This window comes from Pseudomonas sp. MAFF 730105 (genome assembly GCF_055380705.1).
In genome coordinates, this window is the sequence record NZ_AP018438.1 from 2,588,710 (window position 1) to 2,605,518 (window position 16,809).

Consider the following 16,809-nt stretch of genomic DNA (forward strand, 5'->3'; position numbering starts at 1 on the left):
TGCCATGAACGAAATTTTTGACTACCTCATCGTCGGTGGTGGTTCGGCAGGTTGCGTGCTCGCCAATCGCCTGTCCGCAGAGGGCCGCAACACCGTCGCACTTATCGAAGCGGGCCCCAAGGACGATCACTGGGTACTGACCATTCCGACCGGCGTAGCCGCTGCGTTGAGCAAGCCGCAGTTCAGTTGGGCTTACGAGAGTACGGCGCAGCCCGGGCTGGGCAACCGGCCTTTTGTGATCCCACGCGGCAAAGTGCTGGGTGGCTCCAGCTCGGTTAATGGCATGGTGTATTTTCGTGGCCACCCCGGGGATTTTGATGATTGGTCCGAGAAGGAGGGAGCCATCGGTTGGAGTTACGCAGAAGTTCTGCCTTACTTCATACGCTCCGAAGACAATCCGCCTTATGCAGGCTCGCCGTATCACGGCACCCGAGGCGAAATGCGCGTGGCCAATCCGCCCCGGCCGAATCCGCTGGTTCACAGCTTTCTTGATGTGGGCAAACAGCTTGGGTTGCCGGAATGCGATGACTTCAATGCCGCCGATCCAGAAGGAATGGGACTGCGTCAGGCAACTATTCGCAATGGCCGGCGAGAATCTATGTCCACCGCCTTTCTTCGCCCTGCGGCGAGTCGCGCGAATCTGACTGTTATTACCAATGCGTTAGTCGACAAAGTGATTATCCAAAACGGCCAGGCGATCGGTGTGCGCTATCTGGTGGAGGGGCAGCCACGCGAGCTGCGTGCGCGAATGGAAGTGATCCTTTCAGCCGGCGCGTATGGTTCGCCTGCCGTCTTGTTACGCTCGGGTGTCGGTGATAGTGCGGAGTTAAAAAAGGTCGGCATCCCTGTCATCCATCACCTTCCCGCCGTCGGCGTTGGTCTGCGTGATCATCCTAGTGCGGCAGTTCAGGTTTATACCGACAAGGACTACACCTCGTACGGAGTGTCGGCGCGCTCCATGCTGCGAAATATCGGGAACCTCGCGGAGTACTTACTGTGGAGGCGTGGGCCGATAGGGGGAAATGTATTTGAAGCTACCGGCTTTCTGCGTACTTCTGCAGAGTTGGAGCGACCAGACCTGCAGCTGGTATTCATGCCTGCGCACCGCGGGCCGAAACCTACGCTGCTGCCTTACGGCCATGGGTACGGAATACTTTCGATCGCAGTGCGGCCGAAAAGTTACGGCCGGGTTAGCCTTTCGAGCGCAGATCCAGCAGCGAAGCCTTTGATCGACCCACACTTCTATGAAGATGAAAGTGATTTGGCAGTGGTGCGTCACGGCCTCAAACTGGCTCGCCAGATGCTTAAACATTCTGCTTTCGATAAGTACCAGGCAAGGGAGATTCTGCCTGGATCAGAGGTTGAAACAGATGCGGCTCTGGATGACTACATCAGGCGTACCACTGTGACTGTTCACCACCCTGGTTGCAGTTGCCGAATGGGTAATGACCCAGCTACCACGGTAGTTGATCCGCAACTGAAAGTACGAGGGATACGCGGTCTTCGCGTAGTTGACGCTTCGGTATTTCCGACACTGATCGCCGGCAATACCAATGCGGCGGTGGTCATGATCGCTGAGAAAGCGGCCGATATGATCCTCGGCAAGCGTGCGCCTGCGGTGGTCGACTTGCCTCACGCGAAGTAGTGCTGGAACCGTGTTCTGTTAATCGTGTTAGCGAAGGAGGGTGGGCACGTTGTGTCTGCCCTGTTGGCTTAGCCTGCAAAGCCGGAAGCGCAAGTATTTTTGACTTCATAAACACGGAGCTTTGCTCCGCTACTGATGAAGTGGATCACAAAAATAATCTTACCCCTCCAGACGTCCGAACCAACATCCACTGTTCTGAATAAGGCATCGGGGGTATGCGTCCGGCCAACACACCTTTCCGAGCCCAACGCTAGGGGTAGCTTAGCCTACCAGAGCCATTGCTGAGCTCAGCTATCTTTACTAGGATGGCTGAGCTTAAGTTGGTCGGGCCAAATACCTTCACTAGACGCTTGTGAATCAAACAAGGAGGCGCCATGCCTGTTTTCAGCGCACACATCCCTAAGGGTCGATTCTCGAGTGAAGAAAAGCGGGCTATAGCTGATGCCCTGAACCAGTCGCTCGTCCAGGGGCTAGGGATACCAGAGGGTGACCGCTTCATAATGCTCACCGAGCATGGCCCCGATGAGTTGTTCCTGCATCCGAATTTCATGGAGATGAACCGTGATCCGGCTCAGGCAATGATTATCACAGTTCTTGTCGGCGCTCATCGACCTCTTGAAGATAAGCGCAAGCTAGCCGCCGCTATCAACCGCTTGGTCGTCGACGCTACAGGTGTATCACCCGATGACATCTTCATCTCATTGGTTCCTGTGCCGAACGAAAACTTCTCATTTGGCCGCGGCGAACTTCAGCTAGCGGAGGGCGGGCCGAAGTGGTGACACCAAATTTTCTGCGATTAACCCGGCTGCGCGACTCTCCTTTGACGTAAGCCATAACGAAAAATGCTTCGTATCTTTCGATACGGAGCATTTTGTTTGAGTGCTACGTTGGTTGCTAGGTTTTCACACAATCTGCTGAGGCGGTTTTTTGTTTAGCTGATTACTCAATCTCACTGGTAACACGAAGCGTTCCGGTCGTACCGCCCACTAATGCTTTTTTTTTATCGGTTTCGCTTTTTAGCTGGTCCTGCCTGAGAAGGCTGTCACGCCAATCTGCCTGATAAGGCCGGCTTTCCAGACCGAAGACAGACATCAATGCCCCGCGAAGCATCTCGGGGTTGTTCGTCAGATGCAGGAAGTTGCGCTCGTCTTCAGCACGCTTTACCGGGTCTGCTTCTTGAGTGCGACGTTTGAACTCGATTGCCGTCGGGTTGGCGACTTCAAGAAAGATGCGGCGACGCTCATAGGCGTACCAATCAAACACTTCTTCGCCGGTTTCTCCTCGAAGTATTTTTTCGAAGCAGTCGATCAGTGTCACGGCATCTTGAATGCCAGAAGTGAATCCCATGCCGCCAATCGGGTTAGTGGCGTGAGCAGCATCGCCGGCGAGTAGCACGCGCCCGGAACGATAAGTCGAGGCCGAGCGTTGGTGAACACGGTAAGAGTTGGCGCGTTCCAGGCGGTACTCAGCGCCCTCTGGCAGCCAATGACGGAGGCGTTGGTCGACGCGTGCCAGGCGTTCTTCTTCGCTGAGGTCGCTGCTTTCTCCGTATGCAACTCGCCACAGATTGTCACTGTTTACGCGTGCGATCACGGCCCAGTGGGTGGGGTCCGAAATCATGTTGGAGTCGGCGTAACCCAGCTTGGCGAAGTCGAAATAGATGTTGGTGGCCATAAAGGTGTCGGGCCAGGTGAATCCGTCGAACGAGGCGCCAATCAATTTGCGTACGGTGCTGCGCGCACCGTCTGCGCCGATTAGCCAATCGGCTTCAAGCTGGCGCGAGCCGTTGCTGTCGCTGACTGTCGCAATAACTTGATCGCCGTTCTGCTGGATGTTCTCAAGCATGGTTCCCCACAGCACTTGGCTGCCAGGAAGGGCCTGAAAACGTTTGAGGATCATGTTGGCGAGCACGTCCTGGCCGAAGTGCAAAATATAGTGGTACGGCGTCAGGTCTTCGACCAGGCGGTGATCCATGCGCCCTATATTGCCGGATTGGGTAAAATAGCACTGGTAGTCGTAGCTCTCCGGGCCGAGCTTTTTCGCGGTTTCGAGCAGGCCGATTTTTTCCAGCGCTTTTACGGTCGATGGGAGGTAAACCATCGCCCTGGGAGAATCGATCACTTTTGCCTCGCGATCAATCACGGTGACGCGAGCGCCTCGCTGAGCTAGGCCGAAGGCGGTAACGAGACCTGCAGGGCCGGCGCCAACAATGATGATGTGCTTGCTATCAGCCATCGTGTTTTCCTCTTGTTGTTCTAGTGTGGTTTTTAGGGTTACGGCTGAAACGCTACGGCGGCGGGTGCGCGCTCTGCGTCCCCCTTCACGACCTTCAGCAACCCGTCTTTGACGATGAAAAAAGTAATAGGGTTGGAAGGTCCGCGTTAGTAAACACGGCAAGGGAAACCTTATTTGCGTAGCAGCATGCCGACAAGAAACAACACCAGCTTGGCGTTCAGCAGTTTGAAGCCGCCACGCAATTCTTCAGGACGCAGTTGAGCACTGATGGGCATGGCGCCAAAGGCTGTGCCTTTGAGCACCAGCCGGTTGCCATCTCGCTCCAAGCCCTCGATTTTCATCAGCTCGCTGCCATCGGGTGAGTACAGTTTCATTCGGTTATGCCTTGTTGAATTGGCTGAAGTTCATTTTCAGGTCGTCGAATACGCGGATGGCTGCTGCGCGGCCGGCACCGAACACGCCGCCACCCGGATGTTGGAATGGGCCCACCAGGTAAAGCCGCTCGACCCCGGGCACGGTGTTGCGGCCCAGGTCGGGAGTGGGGCGATGAGCGCCAAATTGGTGTTGATAGCCGGCGATGCCATGAAGGTCGCCACGCTGGAAGCTGGGGGAGGTGCGTTGCATATCCAGTGGTGTGTCGACATGACGGCCGATAATCAGCGCGCTATCGAGGTTATGGAAGTAAGGCGCCATGCGCTCCAGCAGTTGGTCTGCGTACTCCTCTTTGATGGTGTCCCAGTACTCCGCTGGGTGGCGACCAATCTGGAAGGGGACATAGGCCCACGCATGCATGGTGGCTTTGCCTGCTGGCGCACGACTTGGGTCGATATTGGTTGGGGAAACCAGCGCCAGTAGCGGGTCTTTTGGCAGTTCACCGTAGCGCACGTCGTCGAACGAACGGCGAAAGCGGGACTCGCTTACTGGCAGCAGTTCAACAAACGCGGCCTGATCAACGTGTTCACCGGCACGGAAGCGCAGTTTTTCGTTCAGCGAGGCATGGATGGTGATGCAGGCGCACGGTGAGGTAGCGGTGCGCTCGGCGCGCTCAAAAACTTGAGGAGCAACATTGGCATCTTCGAGATAGCCGCGCAGCAAGTGCGGGTGGATACCACCGATGACGGCATCTTTTGCTTCAAAGCGCTGACCATCGTGAGTACGAACCGCGGCGACGCGCCCGCCTTTGGTTTCAATCGCGGCCACGTCGACTTGCGAACGCACTTCTCCACCGTGGGCTTCGATGCAGCGGATCAGCGCGGCAGTCAGGGCGCCGCTACCGCCAACTGGAATACCAATCCCGTACTTCTCCATAAACGCCAGAAACATGAACAGACTGATGCCTGAACCCATTTCTTCCGGGCTTGCCAGGTTCTCGCCCACCATTCGTGCGAAGTGCAGGCGAATTTTTTCGTGCTGGAACCATTCGGTGATGATCTCCCAGCTGCTTTTCATCATGGTGGCGAACATTTCCCGGCCTTCCGGGCTCTGGTCCATCATGGCGAACTGTGCACCCATCGGCACGGGGGCTGAATAAAGCGTGCCGATCAGCATCGGCAGGTAATGAGCCGCAATTTCGGAAAATTTGAGGTATGCGTCCGCGTCCTGCTGCGAAAACTTTGCCAGCTCTCGATAGTTCCGCTGGCGGTCGCGGAACAAGCTGATGGAGGTTCCATCGTCAAAAACGGTCATCAGCGGAACTTCAGGATAAATGTACTTGAGGCCATATCTGCTTAGCAGCCCAAGTTCATCATTACGAATCAGTGGGTTGGCTTGGATAAAAATGTGACCGACGCTGTGCTGGTCATGCAGGAAACCTGGTGCAGTCAGTTCGCGCGTCACTACGCCGCCACCGAACCAGGCGTTACGCTCCAATACCAAGACCTTTTTTCCTGCTGCAGCTAGATAAGCAGCAGCAACCAGGCCGTTATGGCCAGAGCCAATAGCGACGATGTCATAAACCGTGGACATGCTTGGTTCCTCTGTTTTGTCGTATTGCGTTTTATCAACGATGCGACAAGCAAAAAGGCCAAGCACCTATCCATGGATAGCGGTAGAGGATTTGAGGCGCCGCAGGCATGACGTGCAGCGGTGGGTTAACGCAGAATGCCCAGTTGACGGGCTCTTTCCGCTGCCTGTGAGCGCCGACGAACACCTATCTTGTCGTAGATTTGCTGGAGGTACCATTTGATCGAACCCTCCGTCATGCCGAGCTTGATGCCGATCTCACGGTTCAGCATGCCAATGCTGACCATTTCCAGAATATCCAGTTCACGGCTGTTGAGAGCGCCAAACATGGCATTTGTTTGTTCGGACATGGGGGCTGTAGACGAGGTCGGGGCAGGTAATTTTCCATCCATGCCTTCGAGTAAGCTGCTGGCAAATACATCAGCTGGTTCACCTTCCAATACAGCCGCCTGCAATTGATCGCGAAGCAGGCGGGCCAGCCACTCGCCCTCGTCAAGGAAGACCCGCTTGAAGCCGCAGGGCGCGGCCTGAAACAGGGCTCGGCGCAAGGCACGCTGTGCCGCTCGTTTGTCCCCATTAAGCAAAGAAAGATGGGCGATGATCAGACTCCAACGCAGCGCGCTGCGCACCGCATTGGCAGCTTCTAGGTGTCGATGCCAGAGCTTGGCTAGATTGAGGGCTTCAGGCAAACGATCTTCCGCTTGGGCCACTCGAACCCAACATAGAGCGCGAGCTTCATTGCGGGTGTTCACATTCGTAACAGGCGCTACGTCGCTCACCGGGCCGCGAAGCTTGTTCTTGCGCCCCAGACGAATCACTTCATCGACCTCGCCTTGGCGTAGCAGCCATTTCAACCGTTCGGCGAGGCTGAATAGCCGAAGGCGCTCAAAACCATGCTCGTTGGCGAAGACATCGGCCTCATCAAGCATTTTAAATGCATTGGCCTTGTCGCCATCAATCATCGAAATCCGAGCTCGGGTGAGCCATCCCGCTATCGCCTGGTCTACAAAGCCGATGTAACTGGCCTGTTGAAGGTATTGATCAAGCAGGGTACGGGCCTGCTGAAGCTCGTTACGCTCGTAGTGCGCCTTGGCCAGATGAACCGCAATCATCGCGGGCAATGGAGAACCGTGCCCGGTGATCTTGATTGCCGAGCGAAGCGCTGTACTGAGTGACTGGATTGCCGCATGGGTGCGGCCGGCCATCAGCCGAGCGGGGGCCAGTACCGCGTTATGGAAAACTTGCCCCGCTTCACTGGGTAAACGGGTGAAGTTTTCCATGCAAATCGTATTTAGTCGTTCCACTTCATCCAACTGATAGTGCTCACGGCGAGCGTATAGCTCTGCCGTGTAAAAACTGCCTTTGACCAAGGCTGACGCGTCTTTATAGTTTTCCTGCAAGTATTGGGCTTGTGCCTGGATGGCCGATGGATCGTCCCCCAGCATGCCCAGCATCAACTCTCGATGCATCCACTCATAACGGAGTGTCTGAATACGGTCCTTTGGAAGAAGTTGATCGCGTTCGATCTGATTCAACCGTACACGTGCTTTTTCCAGCAGGGTTCGGCAGGTCTCGAACTGCCAGCGCACTTCAAGCTGCCAGATCTGGCTGAGGATGATCGCCGGAAAGCGCATGGCGATATCTTCTGGAAGCATGTCCACCAGCGCCCAGGCGTGCACATTCGAGGAGAAGATTTCCACGTTGTAGGTATCGAGAATCTCCGCAGCACGCAGATAATCTTTGGTGGCGAATGCCTGATTGAAACCGCCCAAATAATCACCGGCCTGGATTAGCCATTCGCTGGCTATCATGTGTAACTGCAGCATGCGTTTTTCGTCAGCCTGGCGTAGCTCCCGCCGCAAAAACTCCGCGAACAATGGGTGATAGCGGTAATTGCGTTGCTCCTCATCCATAGACGTCAAAAACAGCCCGCGGCTTTCGCATTCGCGCAGCTTGGCTTGGCTATCCAGCGATCCAGTCAACGCATTGCACACGTCGGCATCCAGGCGATCGAGGATGGAGGTCTGCAGAAGGAAGTCGCGGATCTCCTGAGGCTGGCGGAACAGAACGTCCTGCAAAAAGAAATCTGAAAATTGTCGGCGTTCGCCGGAGAAGTTGGCGAGGTTATAGACCTGGTCGGGGTCATGCCGCAGCAGCAAGGCGGCAAGTACCAAGCCACCGGTCCAGCCTTCCAAGCGGCTTTCCAATTGTTCCCATTGCTCTTCGGGAACGGACTCAACGCCCAGATGTTTGAGAAGACTGACGGTTTCCTCGTGGTTCAAGCGCAGGTCGCGCACGTTGATGTCGACGACCTGTCCCTGCATGCGTTGCCTGGCCACCGATAAGCACGGCTCACCGCGAAAACTCAGTACAAAGTGCAGGTGCGGCGGCGCGCGTTCTATCAGCATGGAGAGGCAGCGAACGGCATCACTCCCGGCCAAGTGGTGCACATCATCAATAAAAAAATAAATCGGTGCTTGATCGCCTTGCAACAGCTCAAGTAGTGCGGTCAGCGATTTTGTGAGGCTGGTTTCACCCACACGGGTCAGCAGGCTGTTGATCGGTGTGGTTTGATCCACCAGTTCAAGCGCGGCCTTTAGATAGGCACTGAAGTGTGCCAGGTTTTGCTCTCCCTCTTCGACTGACAGCCACGCGGTTCTTACCCCGGCCTGTTTCAGTTGGTCGTAGTGCTGTTTCATCAACCCGGTCTTGCCGTAACCCGGTGGTGCTTGCACGAGGGTCAAAGGAATGTTGGCCGACTCCTTCATGCGTTTAAGCAAACGTGGCCATGGCACCAGGTTGGAGCAGGTAGCTAAAGGGTACAGCTTGGAAGCGATAAGGGAGATCTGCAGAGGTGCCTGCAGCGTCTGAAATAAGCTGTTTTTGTGACTGCGCATGGCAGTGACTCTCCGCGGAAGGGCCGATTTTTCGACCTCTTATTACTATTAAGGCCCCTAACCTAGGGGCTGCACTTATGTATCGCTTAAAGATGTGTCCTTTGTCTACTGAGCAGTTGGGTTCAGATGGAGGGCAACGACGTCGTCCGTCGGATTGCCATGGAAAGGGTAGATGTATCGAACCAGCGGGTCATGACCGGGTACAAGATGCTCAGGCGAATCAGCGAGTGCCAGAAGCTTTCGATAGCCATCCAGCATGACGCCTACGTCCAGAACGACGGGAAAAGGCGAGTCCTCTTCCATATTCGCGTAGTAGTGGCTTGCATCGGACGCCAGCACGACCCATCCCCTCGCGGTATGAACACGCACGGCTTGCAGCCCCAGTGTGTGGCCTCCTACATGAACAAGCTCAATCCCGGGGCGCAGCGTTACGTCACCCTGATGAAAAATAACACGCTGCTGATAAACCCCTCGCACCAGATTGACCACATCTTCCACGTTGAATGATTGCCGCAGAGGCCGGTAGAGCATGTACTTGCCAGTGGCGAAACGCATCTCCGACTCTTGCAGATGAAAGCGCGCATGCGGCAATAGGTCGACGTTACCGGCATGGTCATAGTGCATATGGGTGATGATCACCTCATTGATATCTGACGGTGACAGGCCAAGCGTTTGCAGCGCTGCGATCGGGCAACGAAGCAGCTGGCGGCCGCGCGCGTCTGCTGCGTCCTGGTTGAAACCGGTGTCCACCAGATACACGATCTCATCGTTGCGAATCACCCATACGAAATAGTCCATCGGCATGGGCAGGTCATGGTCGTCGTGACTGTCGATAAAGTTGTCACGCCGCACACGGTCGATGCAGGCGTAGCGAAGCGCGAATACCTGATACTCCGGTAGTGCGTTCATAGTGCCTCCCAGTGTCGTGCTTGCTGATACATCGAATCTGCCGGCCGTTCACGCCGGCAGCGAACGATCACGGATGTTCAGCTTCCCAGGCCTTAATGGCTTCGCTAGCGGTGCGGAACGCAGCCAATGCTGCTGGCACGCCGCAATAGATGGCCGTTTGCATCAGTACAGCTCGGATCTCTTCCTTGGATACGCCATTGGTGAGCGCGCCTTTCACGTGAACACCCAGTTCATGGTGCTGACTCATGGCGGTAAGTGCAGCAATGTTGATAATGCTGCGGGTAGTGAAGGGCAGTGTTTCATCGCCCCAAATGGCACCCCAGCAATATTCGGTCACCAGCTCCTGTACCGGGCGGTTGAAGTCATCGGCGCTAGCCCAGGACCGCTCCACGTGGTCTGCGCCCAGCACGGCTTTGCGGTTCTCAAAACCCTTATCGAAGAGTTCTTTGTTCATTTCGAGATCCTACGTTCAGTTGGTGTTTGAAAGACGGGTTGGCACTTCGATTCCGGCCCATTGCTCAATCAGGCAGGCGATGCGGGTGAAGTCGGCGTTGTCGCCGAATGCGGCGCGGGTCATGTTCAATACCGTGCGGACACTGCTCCCCACGGGCATAGGGACGCCCATTGCCTCGGCTTCATCCAGGCACAAACGGGTATCTTTCAAGGAAAGGGCCGTGGTGAAACCAAAATCGAAGGTTCTTGGCAGCACGGCTCGCGGCAGCTTGTCTGCCGTGGCGCTGTTGCGTGCGCTACCGGCATTGAACACATCGAGCATCACTTGTGGGTCCAGGCCAGCTTTCACACCCATCACCAACGCTTCGCAAGAAACTGCCAGTGCGGTAACCGAAACCAGGTTATTGACCAGCTTCATGGTTTGGCCCAGCCCTGGGGCGTCACCACAGAACAACGGTTTTCCAATGTTTTTCAGGATCGGCAACAGCTCTTCGTAAGTTGCATTCGGGCAGGCCACCATCAATGCCAGCGTGCCTTTTTCAGCCCCGGCCGCACCGCCGCTAACAGGGCAATCGACTGCGACGATCTGCTTGGCCTTTAGTTCTTCGGCGACGGCTTTGGCAGTGCGAGGGCCCGTGGTCGAAAGGTCAACGAATACCCGCACTTGCTCACCCTGAATAACGCCGCCTTCACCAACGGCTACCTTACTGACGATATCGGGAGTGGGGAGGCTGGCGAATACGATCTGCGCGTGATCGGCTACTGCTTTTGGATCCGCCGCGCGGGTAGCTCCTAGCGCCTGCAGACGATCTACCGCTGCTTCATTGAGGTCGAAAACGGTTAGGGCAAAGCCGGCCTGAACCAGGCGGCGAGCCATGGGTTCACCCATGGTGCCGAGGCCGATAAAACCGAGAGTAGGGTTGGACATCGCGTTGTAATCTCCGTTTTGGCGCCGTTTAGGCAATATATTTCTGAGGCATGATCAGGCGTTGCAGGCGAGGGCGGATAAGATCGATTTCTTCATCATTGATCTCATGGGGACGCCCCGGGAAGACCTTTAGCTGTACGTTGGCCCCCATCTCCGTGAAAACCTGTGCGGTTTCGCTGGTGCGTTGCAGTGGCACCCATTCGTCCATGTCGCCGTTCGTCATCAAGACCGGTGTGCTGGCCAATCCGACGGGCATTTGCCAAGTGGTGCCCGGCGGGCCAATCAGCCCGCCAGTCAGTGCAATCAGGCCGCCATAGGCATGCGGGTTTCGGTAGGCGTATTCGCACGCCAGGCAAGCGCCTTGGGAGAAGCCCAGCAGGACGATTTTTTCCCGCCGTACCTTCTTCCGCTCAAGCGCTGCAATCACGTGATCCAGGCGCGCCAGAGCAAAGTCCAGCCAAGGCTGGTTATCTTCGAATGGGGCCATAAATCGATTTGGATACCAGCTGCTATCAGCCGCCTGCAAGGCGATATAGGGCATGTCGTGCAGGTCTAGGCGTTTGGCCAAGGCAAACATGTCCGCAGGTCCCTGGTTCCTGCCGTGAATCAACACGGTGGCGGCTCCTGTGTCTTCAGGGGAGGGACCCAGAAAATGCAAGCTTTTGGACAGGTGGGGGTTATTGGCCATCTCGCGCCTCAGTACTTCAGTGGCTCGAGGTACGCCGCTATTTCCTCGGCGCGAGCGCCCAGTTGCGGCGGAATCTGGATGGTTTTGCCAAGTTCTTCAAAAGACTCATCCACCAGGAAACCTTGAGGCTTGGAAACCGTTGCCTCAAACAGCGCACCACCTGGCGTACGCACGTACACCGAATCGAAGTAACCGCGATCCTTTCGATCCGAAACATCGGTGTAGCCCATGCCTTCCAGATGAAGCTTCACGCTGCGTTGCACATCCAGGTCGGTGACCTCAAAGGCACAGTGGTGAACTGTGCCTTCACCATAAGCCCAAGAACCTTGCGGCAGGTTTGGCTCATGCTGGAAGTCGACAATAGTGCCGGAGCCGCCGTTGCCGACCTCGTAACGAGTAAACGCACCATCGGTAGCGAGCAATCGTCCGGTCCAACCGTAATGCATGAATTCAGAAGAATTTTCCATATCGCGAACGGAAACGGTAATGCCGTGCGTGCCGCGAATGCCGAACTCAGAGGGAACCACGCCGTTGGAGTACGGCTTGCGATTATCGTCTTTGATGCCTACCAACTCGTACTCGATGCCGCATGGGTGAGCGAAATGGAGCAGCGCCTCACCGAAGCGCTGCATCAACACCGGTTTGAAACCATGGGCAGTTAGGTGGCGGGCCCAGAAGGTCAGCGACGACTCTGGCACGGAGAGCGCCAGCGTCTTGACCTGGCCACTCCCGCGACGTGCCTTACGGCCTGACTGACGCATCGGGAAGCAGGTGATCAGGGTGCTTTCTTCACCACGATCATTGCCATAGTACAAGTGGTAAACGGGCTCACTGCCATCATAAAGACCGGTTTTCTTTACGCTTTTCAGGCCAAGTACTTTGGTGTGAAAGTCGTAATCTTCTTGAGCGCCGCCAACGTTTAGCGTGATGTGATGGTGGCGAAGGATGTGCGGGTTAAGTTCCATCGTGTTCTCCAGGGTCGCTGAACGCCGCAAATTAAGGGCGTCGGCCGTAAAATGCGTTGCCGAGCAGTTGCATGATTCCGTCAGCGTCGATGGGCCTTGGATTCCAATAGGGAGCGGAGCACGCGATCTCTACTGCGCGGGGCAGGTCCTCCTCACGCAGGCCTATCTGTTCCAGCCGAGTGGGCGCGCCCAAACTGCTGGCCAGGTCAAAGAGCCCGCTAGCTGCGCTACTCGCACCGCCTAGTGCTTTACAAACGCGGGCCATGGCATCAGGGGCTGCCGCGGCGTTGTAAGCAATGGCGTGCGGAAGGACGATGCTGTGGGTTTCTGCGTGGGGTAGCCCAAAGCTGCCGCCCAAGGTGTGGCAGAGCTTGTGATGGATCGACATGCCCACGGCGCCTAAGCAAACGCCACAGGCCCAAGCGCCAAACAAGGCATCTGAGCGGGCATCTCGATCTTTGGGGTTGGCCTTGATGCGTGGCAGAGCGTTTGCCAATGCATGAATGCCCTGTTCGGCGAGGTTTGAAATCAGCGGGTTGGCGTCCTTGGCATACAAGGCCTCAACCGCGTGAGCAATGGCGTTCAGCCCGCTGGTAACGGTGACAGTCCATGGCAAATCCAGGGTCAGATCTACGTCGTAAAGAATGACTTCAGGGAGCACCTTCAGCGTGCGCTGGGTGGTCTTGAGGCCGTTCTCGGTCTGGCCGATGATGGGGGTAGCTTCGGAGCCTGCGTATGTGGTGGGTATCGCAATCTGTGGAAGATCGGTATGTAGCGCAATCGCTTTGCCAAGCCCGATTGTTGAACCACCACCCAGGGCAATCACGCAGTCCGCGTTGGTCGACGCAATGACCTCCAACGCATCTCTGGTGACTTCAACTGGCGTGTGCATCGTGGCATTGGCGTAGACAGCCACGGCCAAGCTGCCCAACTGCTCGCACAATCGCTTGCCAGCCGCTTCCTGGCGCGCAGTGGTCAGTATCAAGGCACGCGACGCCCCTAGCGCAGTGAGCTCCTGCGCGAGCTGTGAAAGGGTACCGGCGCCGAAAATAATTCGGCCAGGCAGGGCGTTGTAGGTAAACGGTTGCATTCGGGCTCCAGGCAATCGGTGATATCGCTTGAGTGTTGCGGCCGTAGCAATCTGGAGCACCTGCCGAAAGATAGTGCTCGATTGCAGCGGCGCATTGGGTCAGAAGAGAAAATCCAACGCCGAGCGACGGGCGCGCTCCGATTCATCCAGCGGAAGGTGACCAACACCTTCGATCACGGTGAAGTTGGCGTTGGGAATGAGCCGCTGCCAATGTTTGGCCTGGCCGGAAGGGATCAGGCGATCCTCGTTGCCCCAGATAATCAGTGTTGGCGCGCTGATGCGGTGCAGGAGCGCCGGCATGTCCGGGTTTTCCAAGCCTGAGGGCAATAGCCGCATGATGCTGGCGAACTCGCGTTCGCGCATGGCCATGAACTCTTCGTCTGGACCGGTCGGCAGGAACGGCAGAAGTAACTGAAAATCGCTGACCAGGTACGCCGGAAAATCCTGAGGCGCCACGGAGGAAAGGTCCGGCAGGGGATGGTCTGCCACGATGAGGCCGGCGGGGGCAGCGAGTATCAACTTGCTCACGCGCGCGGGGTACCGAGCGGCAAATTCGGCTGCTATACGGCCACCAAGTGAGCTGCCGATCAGATGGACGCGCTCTAGATTCAGAGCGTCGAACAAGGTTTGATAGTGCTCGACGCAGTCGGCGACGGAGGTGATGTCGGGGTTGTTTTCAGACAGGCCAAAGCCTGGGTGATGAGGCAGGAATACCTCGAAGTGCTTGGGCAGACCTGTGGCGAACGCCAGCCCATGCCAGGTACCGCCGCCATGGAGATAGACTACCGGTTCGCCTGAGCCTGCGCGGTGAACCGCTACCTGGGCGCCACCAATAGAATAGTTATGGCATCGCCAAGCCGAATAATCGACGCGTCGATCCCCGCTGGGAAGCGTGCTCATAGTAATCCTTCTTTTTATCGTTGTTGAAGTAATGGAGAGAGTGCGAGGGGTGGCGGGAGCCCTTCACCTATCTATGGATAGTGAAGGGTGGGCCCTTATGGCGTAGCGGGTCGCTTGGTGAGGAACTGGGCCATAGCGTCGAGCTCAACATCCGATATTTCTGTCTTGCGGAAGAACGGCATGATGGTGATGCCGTTGCGCACGAAATATTTAATCAGCTCTGGCGTAAGGTCGGTGCGCTGCTCCAGTGCATCTGGCAGCGCACCCCGGTATTTGGCACGCAACGCCAGTGTTCCAGGATAAAAATCGCCTGGCGCATGGCACGGCGCGCACCATTTCTGATAAACCTGCTTGCCTAGATCGGCGGGTACTTCAGCGGCAAAGCTGCTGCCGGCAGCCGCTAGGAGGGTGGCAACTGCAATGAAATGATTCATACCGTATCTCCTCCTTGATAGCGGTGTTTATCCCGTAGATGGCGAGGCCAGATACCGTAGCGTCCTGGAGACAGAATGCCCTTTGGGTCCACCGCATCCTTGAGCGACTCATGAAACCGCAGGAGAGCGTGATTGCCGAAGGAGTAAGTGTCCATGACGTTTGCTTGGAACGTCGGCGCGGTTCGGTACTCGCCCCACCCATTTTGTGCCGCCACTTTGATCAGGTGGCGAAATACCTCCCGACTCTTCTTGTTTTGCGCCGGGTCCTGGCTGATGAATAGTGGAATGATGAAAGTGAAGCTGCGCTCCCAGGAGGGGACGGGAACGATCATCGCAAAGATTAGAGGCATGCCAAGCCGGCGCGCTTCACCGCCAAGTACCTCGTTGATCTTGAGGATTTCGGCACCGTCACGTGGGATGACCGGGGAGAACCATGCATGCCCATTGGTGGGTGGGGCAGGGTTCCAGGTCGAGCGAGCGCCGATGGCGAAGGTGCGTAGATTGGGAATGCCGAACTGTGCTGGGTACTCCACCGTCTCGGCCTGTTCGGCTGAGAGCGGCAAGTTGTAGAACTCACGTTCCTCGAAGGTGGCGCCTGGTATAAGTTTTTTGAAGCGCTCCTGGGCGTATTCCCACTGCGCTCGAATGACTTTCTCCGGACCATAGAACGTCAGCGCACAACTCCAGAAAGGCAGGCCTTTTTTACTCGCGTAGGCTTCGTACTCCTCCGGTTTTGCGCCACGGCCCATCATGGCCATGAACTCCGGGTCTATTTCTTTTGGGCCGTGAGCAAGAAACTCATGCAGACCGGCGAGACTGGGTGTACCCATCGCCGGGCTATTGATGTCTGGATAGCCGGTGAAGATCTTGGCGTTCTCCAGCTCTGTCATCAGGTCTACCAGCGGCACTAGATCCTTGTAGTGATACAGGTGGATGCAGCCTTTGAGGAATGCTTCCGGCTCGGGCATCAGCCAGAAACCCATCTTGGTGACGACACCGAAGTTCGATTGGCTGAAGATGCCGTCAACGGCGGGGCCGAAGCCTGTCTTGTACATGGTCCAGGTCTTCGAGCCTGGCATTGCGCCCATACCGGTGCGCATCAGCTCGCCGCTGGCGAGCACCACTTCCATGCCGCAGTGGGCGTCGAAGTGATTGCGAAACTGCGATGCCGTATAGCCGGCGCCACGTTCCATGGCGTTGCCGAGCATGCTGCCCCAGCCCGGATCGGGAACATCAATCCACAGCTTGATGTTCTTTTCTTGCAGGTAGCGATACATGTCGAAGTAGCTGACGCCAGGCTCGACGATGCAATAGGCCTGTTTTTCATTCACCTCAATGATGCGATTCATCCGCTTCAGATCAAGTACGACGCTGCCGCTGTAGGTTGGCGCGGAACCGCCGTAGCCAAGGTTTTTTCCCGTCGAGATCGGATAAATCGGAATGCCATATTTATTGGCGATGCGAACGATCTCTTGAACTTCTTCAGTGGTATCCGGCGCTACTGCTGCGGAAGCTACGCGCTCTTCGGGTTCGCCCATGTAGGGTGAGTAGGCGTCTCGGTAGAGTTTGAGATCTTCGTCGCTGCTAAACACCCAATCTCTGCCGACTACTTTGGTAAATTCAGCAAGCGCTTTGGCGAATACGTTGGAATCGATGCCGGGCGGCAACATGATTTATCTCCAGGCCAATTCTGTTTATTGATT

General features: G+C 56.4%; 15 protein-coding genes. 2 read left to right on the plus strand and 13 right to left on the minus strand.

The window, feature by feature from the left end; translation table 11 throughout:
* Nucleotides 1-4 precede the first annotated feature (4 nt).
* Nucleotides 5-1,645: a GMC family oxidoreductase gene (locus PCOSP_RS11675; RefSeq protein WP_464711304.1), complete on the plus strand. Its 1,641-nt coding sequence runs from the start codon at nt 5-7 to the stop codon at nt 1,643-1,645.
* 374 nt (nt 1,646-2,019) lie between these two features.
* Nucleotides 2,020-2,424, plus strand: a complete 405-nt coding sequence (locus PCOSP_RS11680; RefSeq protein WP_464711306.1) for a tautomerase family protein — start codon at nt 2,020-2,022, stop codon at nt 2,422-2,424.
* 160 nt (nt 2,425-2,584) lie between these two features.
* Here the strand turns inward: PCOSP_RS11680 and PCOSP_RS11685 are convergent, their stop codons facing one another.
* The 13 genes from PCOSP_RS11685 to PCOSP_RS11745 form a co-directional block, all read right to left on the minus strand.
* Complete coding sequence (locus tag PCOSP_RS11685; RefSeq protein WP_464711307.1) at nt 2,585-3,880, minus strand: FAD-dependent oxidoreductase; 1,296 nt, start codon at nt 3,878-3,880, stop codon at nt 2,585-2,587.
* Nucleotides 3,881-4,050: 170 nt separating this feature from the next.
* Entirely contained in the window at nt 4,051-4,254 is a 204-nt protein-coding gene (locus PCOSP_RS11690) for a hypothetical protein (RefSeq protein ID WP_464711308.1), read from the minus strand.
* 4 nt (nt 4,255-4,258) lie between these two features.
* Nucleotides 4,259-5,845: a phytoene desaturase family protein gene (locus tag PCOSP_RS11695; protein ID WP_464711310.1), complete on the minus strand. Its 1,587-nt coding sequence runs from the start codon at nt 5,843-5,845 to the stop codon at nt 4,259-4,261.
* Between the two features lie 125 nt (nt 5,846-5,970).
* Complete coding sequence (locus tag PCOSP_RS11700) at nt 5,971-8,739, minus strand: LuxR C-terminal-related transcriptional regulator (protein ID WP_464711311.1); 2,769 nt, start codon at nt 8,737-8,739, stop codon at nt 5,971-5,973.
* A 105-nt stretch (nt 8,740-8,844) separates the two neighbouring features.
* The gene (locus tag PCOSP_RS11705; RefSeq protein WP_464711313.1) at nt 8,845-9,648 is read right to left on the minus strand and encodes an N-acyl homoserine lactonase family protein; all 804 of its coding nucleotides are present in this window, start codon (nt 9,646-9,648) and stop codon (nt 8,845-8,847) included.
* Nucleotides 9,649-9,715: 67 nt separating this feature from the next.
* On the minus strand, nt 9,716-10,102 hold the full coding sequence (locus PCOSP_RS11710; protein WP_464711315.1) for a carboxymuconolactone decarboxylase family protein: 387 nt from the start codon (nt 10,100-10,102) through the stop codon (nt 9,716-9,718).
* A gap of 15 nt (nt 10,103-10,117) precedes the next feature.
* On the minus strand, nt 10,118-11,065 hold the full coding sequence (locus PCOSP_RS11715) for an NAD(P)-dependent oxidoreductase (protein ID WP_464711317.1): 948 nt from the start codon (nt 11,063-11,065) through the stop codon (nt 10,118-10,120).
* The gene (locus PCOSP_RS11720) at nt 11,058-11,717 is read right to left on the minus strand and encodes an alpha/beta hydrolase (protein WP_464711319.1); all 660 of its coding nucleotides are present in this window, start codon (nt 11,715-11,717) and stop codon (nt 11,058-11,060) included. The genes PCOSP_RS11715 and PCOSP_RS11720 overlap by 8 nt, the downstream gene beginning before the upstream one ends.
* A gap of 8 nt (nt 11,718-11,725) precedes the next feature.
* On the minus strand, nt 11,726-12,682 hold the full coding sequence (locus PCOSP_RS11725; RefSeq protein ID WP_464711321.1) for a VOC family protein: 957 nt from the start codon (nt 12,680-12,682) through the stop codon (nt 11,726-11,728).
* A 31-nt stretch (nt 12,683-12,713) separates the two neighbouring features.
* Nucleotides 12,714-13,772 (minus strand): maleylacetate reductase, encoded by a 1,059-nt coding sequence (locus PCOSP_RS11730; protein WP_464711323.1) that lies wholly within the window; start codon nt 13,770-13,772, stop codon nt 12,714-12,716.
* A 99-nt stretch (nt 13,773-13,871) separates the two neighbouring features.
* On the minus strand, nt 13,872-14,672 hold the full coding sequence (locus PCOSP_RS11735; RefSeq protein ID WP_464711325.1) for an alpha/beta fold hydrolase: 801 nt from the start codon (nt 14,670-14,672) through the stop codon (nt 13,872-13,874).
* A 95-nt stretch (nt 14,673-14,767) separates the two neighbouring features.
* Entirely contained in the window at nt 14,768-15,106 is a 339-nt protein-coding gene (locus tag PCOSP_RS11740) for a c-type cytochrome (protein ID WP_464711327.1), read from the minus strand.
* Complete coding sequence (locus tag PCOSP_RS11745) at nt 15,103-16,776, minus strand: FAD-binding oxidoreductase (RefSeq protein ID WP_464711329.1); 1,674 nt, start codon at nt 16,774-16,776, stop codon at nt 15,103-15,105. The genes PCOSP_RS11740 and PCOSP_RS11745 overlap by 4 nt, the downstream gene beginning before the upstream one ends.
* Between the last annotated feature and the right edge of the window lie 33 nt (nt 16,777-16,809).

What these genes read in the sequence shown, in the direction of transcription:
- PCOSP_RS11730 (WP_464711323.1), bottom strand. Translation starts at nt 13,772, where the DNA reads ATGCAACCGTTTACCTACAACGCCCTGCCTGGCCGAATTATTTTCGGC.
- PCOSP_RS11725 (WP_464711321.1), bottom strand. Translation starts at nt 12,682, where the DNA reads ATGGAACTTAACCCGCACATCCTTCGCCACCATCACATCACGCTAAAC.
- PCOSP_RS11680 (WP_464711306.1), top strand. Translation starts at nt 2,020, where the DNA reads ATGCCTGTTTTCAGCGCACACATCCCTAAGGGTCGATTCTCGAGTGAA.
- PCOSP_RS11745 (WP_464711329.1), bottom strand. Translation starts at nt 16,776, where the DNA reads ATGTTGCCGCCCGGCATCGATTCCAACGTATTCGCCAAAGCGCTTGCT.
- PCOSP_RS11700 (WP_464711311.1), bottom strand. Translation starts at nt 8,739, where the DNA reads ATGCGCAGTCACAAAAACAGCTTATTTCAGACGCTGCAGGCACCTCTG.
- PCOSP_RS11705 (WP_464711313.1), bottom strand. Translation starts at nt 9,648, where the DNA reads ATGAACGCACTACCGGAGTATCAGGTATTCGCGCTTCGCTACGCCTGC.
- PCOSP_RS11720 (WP_464711319.1), bottom strand. Translation starts at nt 11,717, where the DNA reads ATGGCCAATAACCCCCACCTGTCCAAAAGCTTGCATTTTCTGGGTCCC.
- PCOSP_RS11690 (WP_464711308.1), bottom strand. Translation starts at nt 4,254, where the DNA reads ATGAAACTGTACTCACCCGATGGCAGCGAGCTGATGAAAATCGAGGGC.
- PCOSP_RS11710 (WP_464711315.1), bottom strand. Translation starts at nt 10,102, where the DNA reads ATGAACAAAGAACTCTTCGATAAGGGTTTTGAGAACCGCAAAGCCGTG.
- PCOSP_RS11685 (WP_464711307.1), bottom strand. Translation starts at nt 3,880, where the DNA reads ATGGCTGATAGCAAGCACATCATCATTGTTGGCGCCGGCCCTGCAGGT.
- PCOSP_RS11740 (WP_464711327.1), bottom strand. Translation starts at nt 15,106, where the DNA reads ATGAATCATTTCATTGCAGTTGCCACCCTCCTAGCGGCTGCCGGCAGC.
- PCOSP_RS11695 (WP_464711310.1), bottom strand. Translation starts at nt 5,845, where the DNA reads ATGTCCACGGTTTATGACATCGTCGCTATTGGCTCTGGCCATAACGGC.
- PCOSP_RS11735 (WP_464711325.1), bottom strand. Translation starts at nt 14,672, where the DNA reads ATGAGCACGCTTCCCAGCGGGGATCGACGCGTCGATTATTCGGCTTGG.
- PCOSP_RS11675 (WP_464711304.1), top strand. Translation starts at nt 5, where the DNA reads ATGAACGAAATTTTTGACTACCTCATCGTCGGTGGTGGTTCGGCAGGT.